The sequence below is a fragment of the Polynucleobacter sp. UB-Siik-W21 genome, from assembly GCF_018687415.1.
In the GTDB taxonomy this organism is placed as follows: Bacteria; Pseudomonadota; Gammaproteobacteria; order Burkholderiales; family Burkholderiaceae; genus Polynucleobacter.
Genome location: NZ_CP061289.1, coordinates 1,772,518 through 1,788,736, shown reverse-complemented (window position 1 = coordinate 1,788,736; position 16,219 = coordinate 1,772,518). Strand labels below are relative to the sequence as shown.

15 protein-coding genes are annotated in these 16,219 nt (G+C 47.3%); 6 read left to right on the top strand and 9 right to left on the bottom strand.

Features of this window, described 5'->3' with window-relative positions; genetic code table 11:
• Window positions 1–5 precede the first annotated feature (5 nt).
• Both recN and C2756_RS09315 read right to left on the bottom strand, forming a co-directional pair.
• Entirely contained in the window at window positions 6–1,676 is a 1,671-nt protein-coding gene (gene recN / locus C2756_RS09320; RefSeq protein ID WP_215318858.1) for a DNA repair protein RecN, read from the bottom strand.
• A 26-nt stretch (window positions 1,677–1,702) separates the two neighbouring features.
• Window positions 1,703–2,608, bottom strand: a complete 906-nt coding sequence (locus C2756_RS09315; protein WP_215295755.1) for an NAD kinase — start codon at window positions 2,606–2,608, stop codon at window positions 1,703–1,705.
• A gap of 37 nt (window positions 2,609–2,645) precedes the next feature.
• Here C2756_RS09315 and hrcA point away from each other — a divergent pair, with 37 nt between their 5' ends.
• From hrcA to dnaJ, 5 genes are all read left to right on the top strand, one after another.
• A complete protein-coding gene (gene hrcA / locus C2756_RS09310) occupies window positions 2,646–3,656 on the top strand; it encodes a heat-inducible transcriptional repressor HrcA (RefSeq protein WP_215318857.1) in 1,011 nt (336 codons plus the stop codon).
• A gap of 35 nt (window positions 3,657–3,691) precedes the next feature.
• The gene (gene hemH / locus C2756_RS09305; RefSeq protein WP_371817103.1) at window positions 3,692–4,792 is read left to right on the top strand and encodes a ferrochelatase; all 1,101 of its coding nucleotides are present in this window, start codon (window positions 3,692–3,694) and stop codon (window positions 4,790–4,792) included.
• A 66-nt stretch (window positions 4,793–4,858) separates the two neighbouring features.
• Window positions 4,859–5,407, top strand: coding sequence for a nucleotide exchange factor GrpE (grpE, locus tag C2756_RS09300; protein WP_215318853.1), 549 nt, complete (start codon window positions 4,859–4,861; stop codon window positions 5,405–5,407).
• Window positions 5,408–5,600: 193 nt separating this feature from the next.
• Window positions 5,601–7,532 (top strand): molecular chaperone DnaK, encoded by a 1,932-nt coding sequence (gene dnaK, locus C2756_RS09295; protein WP_215318851.1) that lies wholly within the window; start codon window positions 5,601–5,603, stop codon window positions 7,530–7,532.
• Between the two features lie 111 nt (window positions 7,533–7,643).
• A complete protein-coding gene (gene dnaJ, locus C2756_RS09290; protein WP_215318849.1) occupies window positions 7,644–8,783 on the top strand; it encodes a molecular chaperone DnaJ in 1,140 nt (379 codons plus the stop codon).
• Here the strand turns inward: dnaJ and panB are convergent, their stop codons facing one another.
• The 6 genes from panB to C2756_RS09260 are packed head-to-tail and all read right to left on the bottom strand — an operon-like array spanning window position 8,784 to window position 14,052.
• A complete protein-coding gene (panB, locus tag C2756_RS09285; protein WP_215295749.1) occupies window positions 8,784–9,599 on the bottom strand; it encodes a 3-methyl-2-oxobutanoate hydroxymethyltransferase in 816 nt (271 codons plus the stop codon).
• Between the two features lie 17 nt (window positions 9,600–9,616).
• Window positions 9,617–10,144: a 2-amino-4-hydroxy-6-hydroxymethyldihydropteridine diphosphokinase gene (folK, locus tag C2756_RS09280; RefSeq protein ID WP_215318847.1), complete on the bottom strand. Its 528-nt coding sequence runs from the start codon at window positions 10,142–10,144 to the stop codon at window positions 9,617–9,619.
• Between the two features lie 52 nt (window positions 10,145–10,196).
• Window positions 10,197–11,600 (bottom strand): polynucleotide adenylyltransferase PcnB, encoded by a 1,404-nt coding sequence (gene pcnB, locus C2756_RS09275; protein WP_215318845.1) that lies wholly within the window; start codon window positions 11,598–11,600, stop codon window positions 10,197–10,199.
• Window positions 11,597–12,277 carry an HAD family phosphatase gene (locus tag C2756_RS09270; RefSeq protein WP_215318843.1) on the bottom strand — a complete coding sequence of 227 codons (681 nt, stop codon included), beginning with the start codon at window positions 12,275–12,277 and terminating at the stop codon, window positions 11,597–11,599. Before C2756_RS09270 ends, pcnB begins: the two co-directional genes overlap by 4 nt.
• Window positions 12,278–12,296: 19 nt before the next feature.
• On the bottom strand, window positions 12,297–13,052 hold the full coding sequence (hda, locus tag C2756_RS09265) for a DnaA regulatory inactivator Hda (RefSeq protein WP_215318841.1): 756 nt from the start codon (window positions 13,050–13,052) through the stop codon (window positions 12,297–12,299).
• Window positions 13,053–13,062: 10 nt separating this feature from the next.
• Entirely contained in the window at window positions 13,063–14,052 is a 990-nt protein-coding gene (locus C2756_RS09260; RefSeq protein ID WP_215318840.1) for an AI-2E family transporter, read from the bottom strand.
• 72 nt (window positions 14,053–14,124) lie between these two features.
• On the opposite strand from C2756_RS09260, the gene purM reads away from it, so the two are divergent.
• Window positions 14,125–15,177 (top strand): phosphoribosylformylglycinamidine cyclo-ligase, encoded by a 1,053-nt coding sequence (gene purM / locus C2756_RS09255; RefSeq protein WP_215295743.1) that lies wholly within the window; start codon window positions 14,125–14,127, stop codon window positions 15,175–15,177.
• A 15-nt stretch (window positions 15,178–15,192) separates the two neighbouring features.
• Here purM and miaA read toward each other — a convergent pair whose 3' ends face one another.
• Complete coding sequence (gene miaA, locus C2756_RS09250; RefSeq protein WP_215318838.1) at window positions 15,193–16,197, bottom strand: tRNA (adenosine(37)-N6)-dimethylallyltransferase MiaA; 1,005 nt, start codon at window positions 16,195–16,197, stop codon at window positions 15,193–15,195.
• Window positions 16,198–16,219: the final 22 nt, after the last annotated feature.

Genomic DNA, 16,219 nt, shown 5'->3' with positions numbered 1-16,219 from the left:
TTAATTTAATCTTGCTCAAGCAGTTCGCGTGCGTGGCGACGGGTGGTATCGGTAATGGTTGCGCCACCTAGCATTCTGGCAACTTCCTCTACTCGTTCTGTTCTTCCGAGCGGTTGAACTTGTGACACAGTCTTATCGCCACTTTGAGATTTACTGACTTTAAGGTGATGGTTGCCTTGGGCGGCTACCTGCGGTAGATGGGTAACGCACAGAATTTGGTGGGACTGACCCAACTGATGAAGAAGTTTGCCAACAGTTTCTGCGACAGCTCCCCCAATACCAGCGTCGACCTCATCAAATATCAAGGTAGGGGTGAATGAAGCTTTGCTGGTGATCACGCTAATTGCCAGACTAATACGAGCCAGTTCTCCACCCGATGCCACTTTGGCTAATGAGCGAGGAGTACTACCTACATGGCCTGCCACCAAAAACTCGATTTGCTCGAGACCATGCGAGCCACCTTCTTGAAGTGGCGATAGGGCAATCTCCAAACGTCCGCCAGCCATCGATAAATTTTGCATAGCATCTGTCACTAACTGACCTAGGTCTGTAGCTGCCTTACTGCGTTTTTGGGAGAGTTGCTTTGCCAGCTTGAGATAGGCAGCCTCTTCTTGCTTTACTTTTTCTCGGAGGGCATCCATATTTTGTGAGGCAGTCAGTGCCTCCAAGCGTTCGGTAGTTTCCAAAAGCAGTGTTGGTAATACCTCTACTTCAGTGCGATATTTTTTTGAAGCACTGTGCAGGGCCTGCATACGTTCTTCGACTTGTTCAAGGCGAGCGGGATCTAAATCAATTTTTTGGAGATAGCGATTTAATCCATGAATCGCTTCATCTAGCTGAATTTGCGCACTCTCTAAGGATTCGCTAATGCCACTTAAGGCTTGGTCATGTTCGGCTAAGGCGCTGATATTGCCGCAGACCTTAGATAGAGAAGACGCTAGAGAGTTGTCCGCGTCACTCAATATATCTATAGCTTCTTGGCAGCCGCCAATTAGCTTGGCGCCATTAGCCAATCTAGCATGCTCGCTTTGAATGTTGATCCACTCACCTTCTTGTGGAGCAAGCTCGCTGAGTTCTTCTAATTGCCACTGCAGTCTTTCACGTTCCCGCTCAACATCCTGACCAGCATTTTCTGCTTGTTCTAAACGACGACGAGAATCGTTCAGTGTTTTAAAGGCTTGTGCCACTTCTGTGGCTAGTGGCAGTAATCCAGTATGACGGTCCAAGAGCTCACGTTGCGCGCCGCCCTTTAAAAGAAGTTGATGCGCGTGCTGCCCATGGATGTCGACCAACTGATCGCCTGCTTCACGCAACTGAGTTAGCGTGGCAACACTTCCATTAATAAAAGCGCGACTGCGTCCGTTGCTCTCAATAGTTCTTTTGAGCAATAGACTCTGACCATTATCTTCAAGCGGGAAGCCTTGAGCATCTAACCATTGACCAAAGGATTGAATAAGTTCTGCGTCAATGCGAAAGAGGGCAGAAATCTCTGCACGATTGCTACCTTCACGAATTTGACTACTATCTGCGCGTTCACCCAGGACAAGACTTAAGGCATCTAGCAAAATAGATTTACCAGCCCCAGTTTCACCAGTGAGCACCGTGAAGCCACTAGCAAAGTCGAGTTCAAGCTGATCAACAATGACAAAGTCACGAAGGGAGATAGTTTGAAGCATGTATTAGCGTAGCAATAAACTCGACATCAGAAAGTCGATGGGTATTCATTCCAGTGCAATTTCTCACGCAAAGTTTTGTAGTCGCTGTGATTGCTGGGGTGTAATAGATCGATTGTTTTGTCGGATTGGCGCACCTCAACCTTATCGCCACTTTGCAAATTTGTTTGTGATTGCATATCAAAATTGACGATCACCTCAAGTCCGTTGACTACCTCAATCACCGTCACACTATCTTGTGGCAAAACAATGGGTCGATTGGAAAGTGAGTGTGGCGCAATTGGGACGAGCAATATGCCTGCTACATGTGGATGCAAAATCGGGCCACCAGCAGATAGTGCGTAGGCAGTTGAACCAGTCGGGGTAGAGACAATCAAACCATCAGAGCGTTGGTTGTACATGAAGGAGCCATTGACATGAACAGCAAGCTCTACCATCCCAGAGATGCCGGAGCGATTCACAACAACATCGTTAAGCGCTAAGCCCTGGTTGATTTTCTTGCCGTCACGCAGAACAACAGCATGCAGGAGAGTTCTGGTATCCGCTTCATAGTCGCCCGCAATAATTTTGGGCAAAGTAGTTTGTACAGACTGAATCGGGATATCAGTCATGTAGCCAAGGCGACCCATATTGATTCCCACGAGGGGAACATGACTGCCTGCTAATTGGCGAGCAATGCCCAGCATGGTGCCATCACCACCCAAAACCACAACTAGGTCAATTGCCCCAGCAAAGTCTTGTGCGGTTTTAGTTGGATAGTCACTCAAACCGAGGTGAGTGGCTGTATCGGCCTCAATAAAGACCTCACAGCCCAAGCCTGAGACCAATTTAGCCAGGTCTCGCAGGTGATCTTCAATGCCGTCCGCTTGAAATTTGCCGACGAGTGCCACCCGGCTAAATGCCTTCTTGGAGGAATTGGGGGATGGGCTTAACATATAACGATTAAACCATAGGCATAAAATCCCTTCCACCATGGACGAACGTTCCCGCGCCTTACTTAAAACCCTCATCGAGCGCTATATCGAGGAGGGTCAGCCTATTGGCTCGCGCACGCTTTCAAGGTTTTCGGGTTTAGACCTCTCTGCTGCCACCATCCGCAATGTCATGGCTGATCTAGAGGATATGGGCTTGGTGACTAGCCCTCACACCTCTGCCGGCCGAATACCCACACCACGGGGTTACCGCTTGTTTGTGGACACCATGGTGACGGTTCGTCCTCTCGAAGAGATCGCCGCCCGTGAGGTTGAAAAAGGGCTTTTGCCAGACTCCCCACAAAGGGTTTTGAATTCAGCCGCCCAGATTCTGTCTAATCTCACCCATTTTGCTGGTGTGGTGATGACACCTAAGCGTGCCCAAGTTTTTAAACATATTGAATTTCTTCGTTTGGGTGAAGGCAAGATTTTGCTCATCATGGTGACTCCCGAGGGCGATGTACAAAATTGTATCTTGCCAACAAATCAAGACTACAAACCAAGTCAATTGATTGAGGCGGGAAATTACATTAATGCACAATTTGCTGGCAAAAGTTTTGAGCAAGTGCGCCAACATTTGAAATCTGACCTCGATACTTTGCGTGCCGATATTTCTGGTTTGATGGCCTTGGCCTTGCAAAGTGGTGTTGCGGATTACGATATGAGTCGCGGTGAGATGGTGCTCTCTGGTGAGCGTCGCTTACTCAATGTAGGAGACTTAAGTTCTAACCTTGATAAATTACGCAAGATGTTTGATATGTTGGAGCAAAAATCGGTCTTGATGCAATTGCTAGATGTATCGAGCCATGCCGACGGTATTCAGATTTTCATAGGTGGCGAGAGCGATCTCTTGCCATATGAAGACCTAGCGGTCATCAGCGCTCCGTATAGCGTTGATGGTCAGATCGTGGGCACCTTAGGCGTCATTGGACCAACCCGTATGGCTTATGACCGAGTGATTCCGATTGTGGATATCACCTCTAAGTTATTATCAGGCGCCTTGAGCTCTTGAGTATGCATTGATGCTGAAAATTATTTACTAGAGAAATTACTTTGAATCAAAATCCCCACTTACGCGCTTCTAAAACAGCCGTGCTCTTATTGAATTTGGGTACGCCAGCTGCGCCAACAGCAAAAGCGGTGAGATCGTATTTGAAAGAATTTCTTTCGGATCCACGCGTCGTAGAAATTCCACGCTTTATTTGGTGGTTTATTTTGAATGGCATTATTTTGCCAATTCGCAGTAGTGCCTCTGCAAAAAAATATGCATCTATTTGGTTGCCACAATTAGGTTCGCCACTCATGCATTACTCGCGCTTGCAAGCGAAAGAGTTGGGGGAGAAGTTTGCGAATGAGGGCCATACTGTTTTGGTTGATTTGGCGATGCGTTATGGCAAGCCTTCTGCCCAAGAGGTCCTAGAGAGCCTGAAGGCTCAAGGGATGGAGCGTTTACTGTTATTGCCCCTGTACCCACAATATTCAGCTACCACTACCGCCTCAAGTTTTGATGAAGTATTCCGTGTTCTGAGTACTTGGCGTGATCAGCCGGAGCTGCGTTTGGTAAAGCACTATCACGACAACCCTGCGTACATTGCAGCACTGCGTGATCAAGTTCTCAGTCATTGGGATCAAGATGGACGGCCTGATTTTGCAAAGGGTGATCGTTTTGTGATGTCATTTCATGGCCTGCCCAAGCGCAATTTAATGCAGGGCGATCCCTATCACTGCGAATGTTTGAAGACCGGACGATTGCTTGGGGAGTCTTTGGGTTTAGAGCCAGGTCAATACATCGTTACCTTTCAGTCCCGTTTCGGAAAAGCCGAATGGTTAAAGCCTTATACGGCACTAACGATCGAAAACTTGGCTAAAGATGGTTGCCAGCGAGTAGATATTTTTTGTCCCGGCTTTCCAGCAGATTGTCTTGAGACCTTAGAAGAGATTGCGATGGAAGCAAGAGAATCTTTCTTAGAGCATGGCGGCAAAGACTATCGCTATATTCCCTGCTTAAACAATAACCCTAAGTGGATCGAGGCGCTGCGTGATATTGCCTATCAACACTTACTAGGGTGGTCTTTGGGGGCTGAGTCTGAAGCTGAATTAGCTAAGCGGAACGAAAGAGCAACGCTAGCCGAAAAATCTAAGTCTTGAAAAAAAGCGAATTGTCCCAATATGAAGAAGCACTAGCCACTTTGATAGAAAAGTAAAATAGCGTCTATGACACAAGAAAATCAAAATCCTTCACCAGAGCAAGACAATCCTGCAACTGAGCCAGCGGCGGATGCTACAGCAGAAACTCCGGCTATCAAAACGCCTGAGCAAGAAATTGCTGAACTCCATCAGCAGGTGTCTGATTTGCAAGATAACTTTTTGCGTGCCAAGGCTGAAGGTGAAAATATTCGTCGCCGTGCTGTTGAGGACGTTGCCAAGGCTCACAAATTTGCGATTGAGAGTTTTGCTGAGCACTTAGTTCCGGTGACCGATAGTCTCTATGCGGCCTTGAGTACGGATGCGGGTGATGCGAAGGCTTTTAAAGAAGGCCTAGAAATTACCTTAAAGCAGCTTTTATCCGCTTTTGAAAAGGGGCGCATGACTGAAATCAATCCTGCGGTGGGCGATAAATTTGATCCACACCACCATCAAGCGATTGCTTCAGTGCCTTCTGAGCAGGAAGCTAATACCGTAGTTTCGGTGCTCCAGCGTGGCTATACCGTGGCCGATCGAGTCCTCAGACCTGCTTTAGTGACGGTCAGCGCCCCGAAATAAGCCGCATCAATAAGGGCTAAAACCTCAAAAAAGGGATAAAAAAGGCAGATTTCTGCCTTTTTTGCTATTTCACCCCTTGAATTCGCTTTTTTAGACCCCATTTATTGAGTATTGGAATATTCGCGGCGGTTCAGATGAGTTGCCTAAAACAGACTAGAAGTACAACAAAGTAACTTAATTTTTTGGAGCAATTATGGGAAAGATTATCGGTATTGACTTGGGAACCACGAATTCGTGCGTTTCAGTCGTTGAAAACAATGCACCTAAAGTGGTCGAGAACGCAGAAGGCGCTCGCACAACTCCATCCATCATTGCCTATGTTGAAGATGGCGAAGTATTGGTTGGTGCGCCAGCTAAACGTCAATCAGTAACGAATCCTAAGAACACCATCTACGCAGTGAAGCGTTTAATGGGTCGTAAATTTACAGATCCTGAAGTGCAAAAAGACATCGGCTTGATGCCTTATTCAATTATTGCTGCTGATAACGGTGATGCTTGGGTTGAAGCACGTGATAAGAAAATGGCACCACAGCAAGTCTCTGCTGAAATCTTGCGCAAGATGAAAAAGACTGCCGAAGACTATCTCGGCGAAGAAGTGACCGAGGCGGTCATTACTGTCCCTGCTTACTTTAACGACAGCCAACGTCAGGCAACTAAAGACGCTGGTCGTATTGCTGGCTTGGATGTAAAGCGCATCATCAATGAACCAACTGCTGCTGCATTGGCATTTGGTTTAGACAAACAAGACAAAGTCGATCGTAAGATCGCTGTGTATGACTTGGGTGGCGGTACATTCGACGTATCCATCATTGAGATTGCTAACGTGGATGGTGAGAAGCAGTTTGAAGTGCTCTCTACTAACGGTGACACCTTCTTGGGTGGTGAAGACTTTGACCAGCGCATCATTGATTGGATCATTGCTGAGTTCAAGAAAGAACAAGGCGTGGATTTGAGTAAAGATGTTTTGGCATTGCAACGTTTGAAAGATGCTGCAGAAAAAGCCAAGATCGAATTGTCATCTGCGCAGCAAACGGAAATCAATTTGCCATATGTGACGGCTGATGCTAGTGGTCCTAAGCATTTGAACTTAAAGTTGACTCGTGCCAAGTTAGAGTCTTTGGTTGAAGAGCTTATTAAGCGCACAGCTGGCCCATGCTTAACTGCCATTAAAGATGCTGGCGTAAACGTAGCAGATATCGACGACGTGATTTTAGTCGGCGGTCAAACTCGTATGCCTGCTGTTCAAGACAAAGTAAAAGAAATCTTTGGCAAAGAGCCACGCAAAGACGTTAATCCAGATGAAGCGGTGGCAGTAGGTGCTGCAATTCAAGGTTCCGTATTGTCTGGCGATCGTAAAGACGTATTGCTCTTGGACGTTACCCCATTGTCCTTGGGCATCGAAACTCTTGGCGGCGTCATGACTAAGATGATTCCAAAGAACACGACGATTCCTACCAAGCATTCACAGGTCTACTCGACTGCCGAAGATAATCAGCCTGCAGTAACGATTAAGTGCTTCCAGGGTGAGCGTGAGATGGCTGCGGCTAATAAGTTGCTTGGTGAATTTAACCTGGAAGGCATCGCGCCTGCGCAACGCGGTATGCCACAAATTGAAGTGACTTTTGATATTGATGCTAACGGTATTTTGCACGTCACTGCAAAAGACAAAACCACTGGTAAAGAGAACAAGATCACCATCAAGGCAAACTCTGGTTTGACTGAAGAAGAAATTCAACGCATGGTGAAAGATGCAGAAGCCAATGCTGCTGAAGATAAAAAAGCATTAGAGCTAGTCACTGCTCGTAACACTGCAGATGCCTTGGCTCACTCTACTAAGAAGGCTTTAGAAGAGCATGGTGCTAGCTTAGAGGCTGCTGAAAAAGAAGCGATTGAAGTAGCTCTGAAAGAGTTGGATGAAGCGATCAAAGGCAGCGATAAAGAAGCGATTGAAGCCAAGACCGAAGCGTTGGGTAAAGCAAGTCAGAAACTGGGCGAAAAAGTCATGGCTGCTGAGCAAGCGAAGGCTGGCGCTGCAGCTGGTGCAGCCCCTGGCGGCGAAGCTAAAGCTGCTCCAGACGCAGATGTTGTTGATGCTGACTTTAAAGAAGTTCATGATAAGAAGTAAGCGAATGCTAGACATTCAATTACATACTCATTAACGTAGTTTTGCAGTGCTTAAATAACAAGTCGGCCTCGTGCCGACTTGTGTCATTCAGGTTGTAGAGAGGAATAGGCCGTGCCTAAAAGTAAACGCGATTTTTATGAAGTGCTTGGTGTAGCAAAAGGTGCTAGCGATGAAGAGCTCAAAAAAGCCTATCGCAAAATGGCAATGAAGTATCACCCTGATCGCAACCCCGATAGTAAAACGGCTGAAGCCCAATTTAAAGAAGTAAAGGAAGCGTACGAAACGCTGACCGATCCCAACAAGCGCGCTGCATACGATCAGTACGGCCATGCTGGTGTAGATCCATCCATGGGTGGTGGAGGTTTTGGGGGTGGCGGTTTTGCTGGGGGTGGCTTCGCAGATGCTTTTGGAGATATTTTTGGAGATATCTTTGGTCAAGGTGGCGGTCGTCAGTCTGGTCCACAGGTCTACAAAGGTGCTGACTTACGCTACAACATGGACATTAGTCTTGAGCAAGCTGCTGAGGGGCATACCACCCAGATTCGGGTGCCTAGTTGGAGTAACTGCAAACCATGTCACGGCACTGGTGCTGAGCCTGGCACCAAAGCGGAGAAGTGTTCTACCTGTGATGGTCATGGTCAAGTCCGTGTGCAGCAAGGTTTCTTCTCGATGCAGCAAACCTGTCCAAAGTGTCGCGGCACTGGCGAATATATTCCGAAGCCTTGCAAGACTTGTCATGGCACAGGCAAACACAAAGAACAAAAAACACTTGAAATCAAAATCCCTGCGGGTATTGATGATGGCATGCGTGTTCGTTCGGTTGGTAATGGGGAGCCCGGTATTAATGGTGGCCCTTCTGGAGATCTCTATGTAGAAGTGCGAGTGAAGCCACATCCAGTATTTGAACGTGACGGTAGCGACTTGCATGTGCAGATGCCAATCTCTTTTGCGATAGCAACTATTGGTGGCGAGATTGAAGTGCCAACCTTATCAGGTCGCGTCGAATTTCCGATTCCTGAAGGTACGCAGACCGGTAAAACATTCCGTTTACGGAACAAAGGTATAAAAGGGCTGCGTTCAGCACTGGTTGGCGATCTGTTCGTGCATGTCTTGGTAGAGACGCCAGTGAAGTTGACTGATGAGCAAAAGAAATTACTGCAACAGTTTGACGACAGTCTAAAATCTGCCGGGGATAAGCATAGCCCGCAGCAAAAAGGCTGGTTTGACGGTGTAAAGAGTTTCTTTAGTTAATTAGCCAGCAAAGCTATGCTCGGGTCCGGGAAATTTTCCGGACTTCACTTCCCGTACATAGGCTTTAATAGCGGCTTCAATCGAATGCTGGCCTTCCATAAAGTTCTTCACGAACTTAGGAGGCTTGCCTGGGCTGATGCCCAGCATATCTTGCAATACCAATACTTGACCTGAGCAATCAAGACCGGCACCAATGCCAATCGTCGGGATATGTAGTTCGGCTGTAATCTTTTCGCCCAGTGATGAAGGAATGGCTTCTAGTACTACCATTTGAGCACCGGCTTCTTGGCACGCAATGGCTTGTTCCAACATGAGGGTTGCGGCATCTTTTGATTTGCCTTGCACCTTATAGCCGCCCAAGACATGAACCGATTGAGGCAGTAATCCGAGGTGGGCGCAAACAGGAACGCTACGCTCAACTAGGTATTGAATGATCTCTACTTGCCAATCTCCGCCTTCCAGCTTGACCATATCAGCACCGGCGCGCATGAGATCTGCTGCAGCATCTAAAGCCTGCACTGGATCGCCATAGCTAGCAAATGGTAAATCAGCAATTAAAAATGCATGGGTATTGGCACGCGCCACACACTCAGTGTGATAAGCCATTTGCTCAACAGTGACGGGTGTAGTGCTAGAGTGACCTTGAATCACATTACCCAAAGAGTCGCCAATCAAGATGACTTCAACCCCGCAGCGATTCAACAATGCAGACATCGTCGAATCATATGCAGTCAGCATCGTGATTTTTTCTTGCTCGGCATGCATTGCCAAGAGCTTAGTAATGGAGATTGGCTTGTCGCCCTGTAAGTAACCCATGGCGAGAGTTTAATGAATTAATGGGCCGTTTGGCTATAAACGTCTTTTCCCCCGCAATTGCAATTGCGGCAGGTGAGTTTTTCGATTTTTTGATGCGCCACCTTGGGAAGGTAAGCCTTGAGTTCACCAACACTCGGTAAAAAGAAGTCGGGTGCAATTTCTAGCAAGGGGAGAAGAACAAATGAGCGCTCAATAATTTTTGGATGAGGGAGTATGAGCTCAGTCTCATTTTGAATAACGCCCTCAAAAGACAAAATATCTAAATCAAGAGTACGCGGCGCATTGGCATAAGGACGCTCTCTGCCAAATTCTAATTCAATGGCTTGGCAAACATGCAAAAGACCATAGGGACTTAACTGCGTCTCGATTTCAACCACGGCATTGATGTAGTCACCGCCAGTGGCTTCAACCGGCGCGCTTTGATAAAAGCAACTCTTTGCCAGAACATGTAATTCTGTGCGTTGTGCAAGGCAGACGATTGCGTCAGTGATCAGTTGACGGGTATCGCCGATATTGCCACCAAATCCGATAAAAGCTCGTGCCATAGGATTCCAAACTAGAGATGAAACTACTTTACTGAAATTTCTCTAAGTCTGCTTAGTCTGCTAAAGGTTCTGGTGCGATGGCTGCTTTGGGTTTTCTGCGCCGCCGTCTTTTGGCTGGGGAGCTTGCGCTTAAGCCGGATTCATTTTTGGCACTAGCCATCAACTCTTCTTGCCCTGCAGGGTCGGTCGCAATGAAGTTAGTCCACCATTCTCCTATGGCTGGGTTTTGCTCCCCAGTTGCACAACGTAGCAGCATGAAGTCATAGCCTGCCCTAAAACGGGGCGATTCGATGAGTCGGTATGGGTAGCGTCCAACCCGCTTTTCAAAGCGAGGCTGCATGGACCAGATTTCCCGCATATCACTTTCAAAGCGACGTTGAATCGTCATGCCACTGCTTTGGGTGGCAATAGTGTCGTCCATCGCATCATGCAGTGCGGGGATGTTGGCCATCCCTTTGGCGATATTCGCTTTCCAGTTCTGTAAGAGATCTGGCCAGAGTAAGGTGGCAAATAAGAATCCTGCCGAAACACTCTTGCCCGATTGAATGCGTTGATCGGTATTAGCTAGGGCAAGCTTGACAAAATCATTGGCTCCTTTAGAGGATTCGCTGCTATCGAGAATGTGATCTAGGAGCGGCAACAGGCCATGATGCAGGCCAGCATCTCTTAGGCCCTGAATGGCCGCCCAAGAATAACCTGACATTAAGAGCTTGAGAATTTCATCAAAGAGTCTTGCTGATGGTACGTCTTGTAATAGCTTGCCTAACTTAGCAATTGGTGCGCGCGTATCGGCATCCAAAGCAAATCCCGTTTTAGCAGCAAAGCGGATTGCTCTGAGCATACGTACTGGGTCTTCGCGATAACGCTTTGCGGGGTCACCGATCATGCGCAAGGTTTTCTTTTGCATGTCTACCATGCCGCCGTGATAGTCCAAGACAGTCTCGGAGGACGGGTCGTAATACATTGCATTGATAGTGAAATCACGGCGTGCAGCATCTTCGCCTTGCGAACCCCAAACGTTGTCGCGCAAAATGCGACCACTTTCTGCCACATGGTCACCAGCGTTATCTAGTAAGGCTCTAAAGGTAGAAACCTCAATAATTTCGGGATGGCCTTTGCCAAAGAAAGTCACATGCACAATCTGAAAACGACGCCCGATAAGGCGGGCTTTGCGAAACAATCTTTGTACTTGATCGGGCGTGGCATTAGTAGCGACATCAAAATCTTTAGGGCCAATCCCCAAGACGAGATCGCGCACGGCGCCGCCCACAATGAAAGCCTCATAACCAGCTTGCTGCAAAGTTTGGGTTACTTTGACAGCATTTTTAGAAAGCAAGTGTGGATCGATGCGATGTGATTTTTTGGGGATACGCTTTGGTGCTCCCGTATTGTTCGCATGCGTATGCTTGACCATGGGGTCACGACGCAAAATACGGTTAATGAATTTAGTAATCATGCAAACAGCTCAAGAATAGGCCAGTTGCGCTTTTGAGCTTCACTACGAAGGCGATCATCTGGATTGGTGGCAACTGGATGGCTGACTTGCTCCATTAAGGGTAAGTCGTTCATGGAGTCAGAGTAGAAATAACTCCGCGGCAATGCGCCCAAGGCAAGCTTCTGTTTTGCTAGCCAATCTTGCACATTCTGAATTTTGCCTTCACGAAAATTTGGAATACCTTTCACTTCGCCTGTGAAATTCGCTAAAGGGCTCTCGCTGCTGGTTGCTGGCTCGGTAGCAATGAGGTGTTCAATCCCAAAGCTTTCAACAATCGGACGGGTAACAAAGCTATTGGTTGCAGTGACAACGCAACACAAGTCTCCAGCATCTTGATGCTGCTTTACCAAATCAATTGCTTTTTGACGAAGCTGCCCATGAATCACTTCTTCCATGAATTGGTCGTGCCATTCTTTTAATTGTGCGCGGGAGTGCTGAGACAGAGGCTTTAAGGCAAAGCGTAGAAATTCATGAATATCAAGCGTGCCATCTTTGTAGTTTTGATAGAAGCGATCATTTTGGCGCGCATAGTCTGCACTGTCGACAACGCCAATACGCGCTAAAAATTGACCCCACTCATAATCGCTATCGCAGGGTAGTAAGGTGTGATCTAAATCGAAAAGGGCTAGCTGGGTCACAAATGGAATATTGAATAAATTATTTAGGCTGCAAGAGCTCGCGTACTAGTGGCAAGGTTACAGCACGTTTTGTTTCTAATGAATAGGCGTCCAAAGCATCTATGAGGGCCATTAAATTGGGCATATCGCGATAAAAACGGTTTAACAACCATGGCAATACGTCTGGGGATAAAACGAGCCCTCGAGCTTTGGCTGCTTGCTCTAAGGCTTGTATTTTCTCATCATCATCTAAAAGTTGGGTTTGGTAGACCAAACCCCATCCTAGGCGTGTCCTGAGGTCTTCCCGGAGCGTCAGGTTGGCAGGGGCCTCGTTGCCGGCCATGAAGATGTGAATATTCTTACTGGCCTGCACCTCGTTCAGTATGCGAAAGAGTGCTCCAACTAAGCGCTCATCTAAACGATCCACATCGTCTATGGTGATAACTGAAGGGGCATTACTTTGGGTGAGGCTTGGCAATTTTTCCTCAAGGCGCACCCAAGAGATTGGCTCATTCGGATTGAGAGAGAAAGATTCAAGGCCGGTATCATCAGCTGCACTCGTCATTGCTGTGAGCAAATGCGTGCGACCAGAGCCCTCAGGTCCCCACCAATACATCCAGCGGTGATTCAGAGGATTGTTTGGTATTGATTTGGATGATTCTTTCCAAGAGCTACAAAGTGTTTGTAGTGTCGACAGAAGAGCGAGGTCTTGGCTAGGCAGATAATTGTCGAGACTTGCTTTGGGTGTGTGACTGATGTCTAAAGCGAATTGTCTTGGAAGCGAGGGCGTATTCATTCAAGCGAAATTATTTTTGATACCAAGAGCTTTGCGTATAAACAGACCAAAGGTATTGCACTAGCACCAAGCTCACTGCGCTGATTGGTAAAGCCAATAGGACCCCAAAGAAGCCAAAGAGTTTTCCAAAGAGCAGCAAGGCAAATACCACTCCAACAGGGTGTAGCCCAATGCGCTCACCAACTAGGCGTGGCGTTAAGAAGAACCCTTCTAAAAATTGCCCAAGCCCAAACACAAGGAGCACCCCAATAAGTTGGGCGCCAAGGCCGAATTGCAAGAGCGCAGAAAGAATTGCCAGAGTTAAACCAAGGGCGATCCCAATGTAAGGAATCACAATCATGAGGGCAGTAAAGACACCTAGCGCAACGGCACCCTTTATTCCGACTATGCTCAAGCCCACTCCATAGAAAATAGTCATGATGGAAATCACAATCAACATGCCACGCAGATATTGTGAAAGTAAGCCATCGGTATGCATCGCTAAGTGATGGACGGTTTCTTGCGCGCGGAGTGGAACGGTATTTTTGAGAAGGCTGAAAAAATGATCCCAATCGATCAGCAAATAAAACATCACAAAAATAATTAATACGCCATTTACAAAGCCTGCGATAACCGAGCTGCCAGATACCAATACGGTATCCAGTGTGTTGCTAATGAGAGTGTCAGCGTTATCGTTAATGTGCTCAGTGATTTTTTGGGTCACAGTGGTTTTGAGGTTCCCCCAATCAATATTGATATGAAGCTCTGTCAACTTAGGCCCAAGCCAGGCTTGGGTATTGGCAATCCATTCTGGGAGCTGCGCCTTAATCAAGGGAATTTCGAATTTCAGAAGGCTAATCAATAGACCAAAAATAAAGAAAACCAGGCTCAAACCAATGAGCATGGCCATTGCTGCAGCTAAGGCCCTAGGAAGGTGACGCCTTTCCATCCACAGGCAAAGGGGTCTTAAGGCATATGCCAGAATGAATGCAGTCAGAAAAGGGGTAAAAATTTCAGCCATTACTAGTAATCCTCTAGAATTCAATGATTCTACTGACCCAGTAGCATTTTTTACTAATATTCCAGCTCAGACATGACTTCACCTACTCACTCTTCCTCAAAAGGCCTTTCTTACCGTGACGCGGGCGTTGATATTGATGCTGGCGACGCCTTAGTGGACCGGATCAAGCCTTTGGCTAAAAAGACCATGCGGGAAGGTGTTTTGGCCGGAATTGGTGGTTTTGGTGCTTTATTTGAGGTCCCTAAGCGCTATAAAGAACCTGTTTTGGTATCCGGTACCGATGGTGTGGGCACAAAGCTACGCTTGGCATTTGAGTGGAATCGTCACGATACGATCGGTCAGGACTTGGTGGCGATGAGCGTCAATGATATTTTGGTGCAAGGCGCCGAGCCACTCTTCTTCTTGGATTATTTTGCTTGCGGCAAGCTGACGGTAGATACAGCAGCTACTGTCGTTGGTGGCATTGCCACAGGCTGTGAATTATCTGGCTGCGCATTGATCGGTGGTGAGACTGCAGAAATGCCAGGCATGTACCCTCCAGGTGAATATGACTTGGCTGGTTTTGCAGTAGGTGCAGTTGAGAAATCTAAAATTATTACAGGAAATACCATTGTTCCAGGAGATGTGGTGTTGGCAATTGGTTCCAGCGGCGCTCATTCCAATGGTTATTCTTTGGTACGCAAAATTATTGAACGTGCTGGTGCAAAACCTACTGATGATTTAGGTGGTCGCTCATTAGGCGATGTGGTGATGGCGCCGACTGAAATTTATGTGAAGCCGCTTCTGAAATTAATTTCTGAGATTGATGTCAAAGGGATGGCGCACATCACGGGTGGCGGCTTAGTGGATAACGTGCCACGTGTCTTGCCAGAAAATACGCAAGCAGTTTTACATCGTGACAGTTGGCAAATGCCAGAACTCTTTCGCTGGTTACAGATGAAGGGCGGGGTGGCTGATGCGGAGATGGTGCGAGTATTTAACTGCGGTATTGGTATGGTGGTGATTGTTGCTCCAGCCCAAGCGGATGCTGCAATCAAATCATTAACTGCACATGGCTTAAAAGCTTGGACAGTTGGTGAAGTGCTTGAGCGCCCTCAGGGTGCACCACAAACGATTGTGATCTAAACGATTACTGCAAACCTACTTCTTCAAATGACTTTTGCAGTAATCCAATGCGGCCTTAAGCTCTGCTGGTTTAAAGGGGTCGAAGGTGTTTCTGCCGGCGATGGCTCTGAGCCATGTCAGTTGGCGCTTTCCAAGTTGCCTGGTTGCTGCTAATGCTTTGTAGCGCATTTGCTCAGCGTCGATTTCTCCGTTGAGATATTCCCAAGCCTGTCGATAACCGACCGACCGAATGGCTGGTAGATCCGCATGTAACGCAGAATTATTTCGTAGAGCTTTGACTTCATCTAAAAATCCTGCGAGCAACATTTCGTCAAACCGTTTTTCTAAATTTTGATGCAAGCGTTTGCGATCACTTGGTTCTAGGGATACTAGATGAATCCAGGCAGGAATCGCCGATCCTTCTCTGCCATCTTCGCTAGGTGAATCTGCGAGCAATGCCGACATCGGTTTGCCAGTAATTTCAAATACCTCTAGCGCACGCTGCACTCGTTGTGAATCATTGGGCTTTAGGCGAGCGGCAGTTTCTGGGTCTACCTTGGCCAACTTGGTATGCATCGTGGGCCAACCTAGAGTCTTGCCTTCCACGTCCAGGCGGGAGCGAATCTCAGGATTTGCTGTTGGTAAAGTAGAAAGGCCATACGCCCAAGCTCTCCAATACAGCATGGTTCCACCAACCACTACTGGAATATTGCCTCTATTACGAATTTCTTCGCAAAGTCGTTTTGCATCTTTGGCAAATCGAGCTGCGGAATAAACCTCTGTTGGCTCCAGGATGTCGATCAGGTGATGAATCACTGCAGCTTGTTCTGCTTTGCTAGGTTTGGCGCTGCCAATATCAAGGCCGCGATAGACTAACGCAGAGTCCATACTGATGAGTTCGATGGTCAGGCCAATCGATTTAGCATGTTCAGCTAAAGACATGGCGAGATAGGTTTTGCCTGCACCAGTAGGCCCCACAATACAGAGTATGGGATTGACTTCTGATGACTGCATAGGCTGAATGTAGGGTTCAGATTGCATGCTCCATTATAAGAGCCTGTTA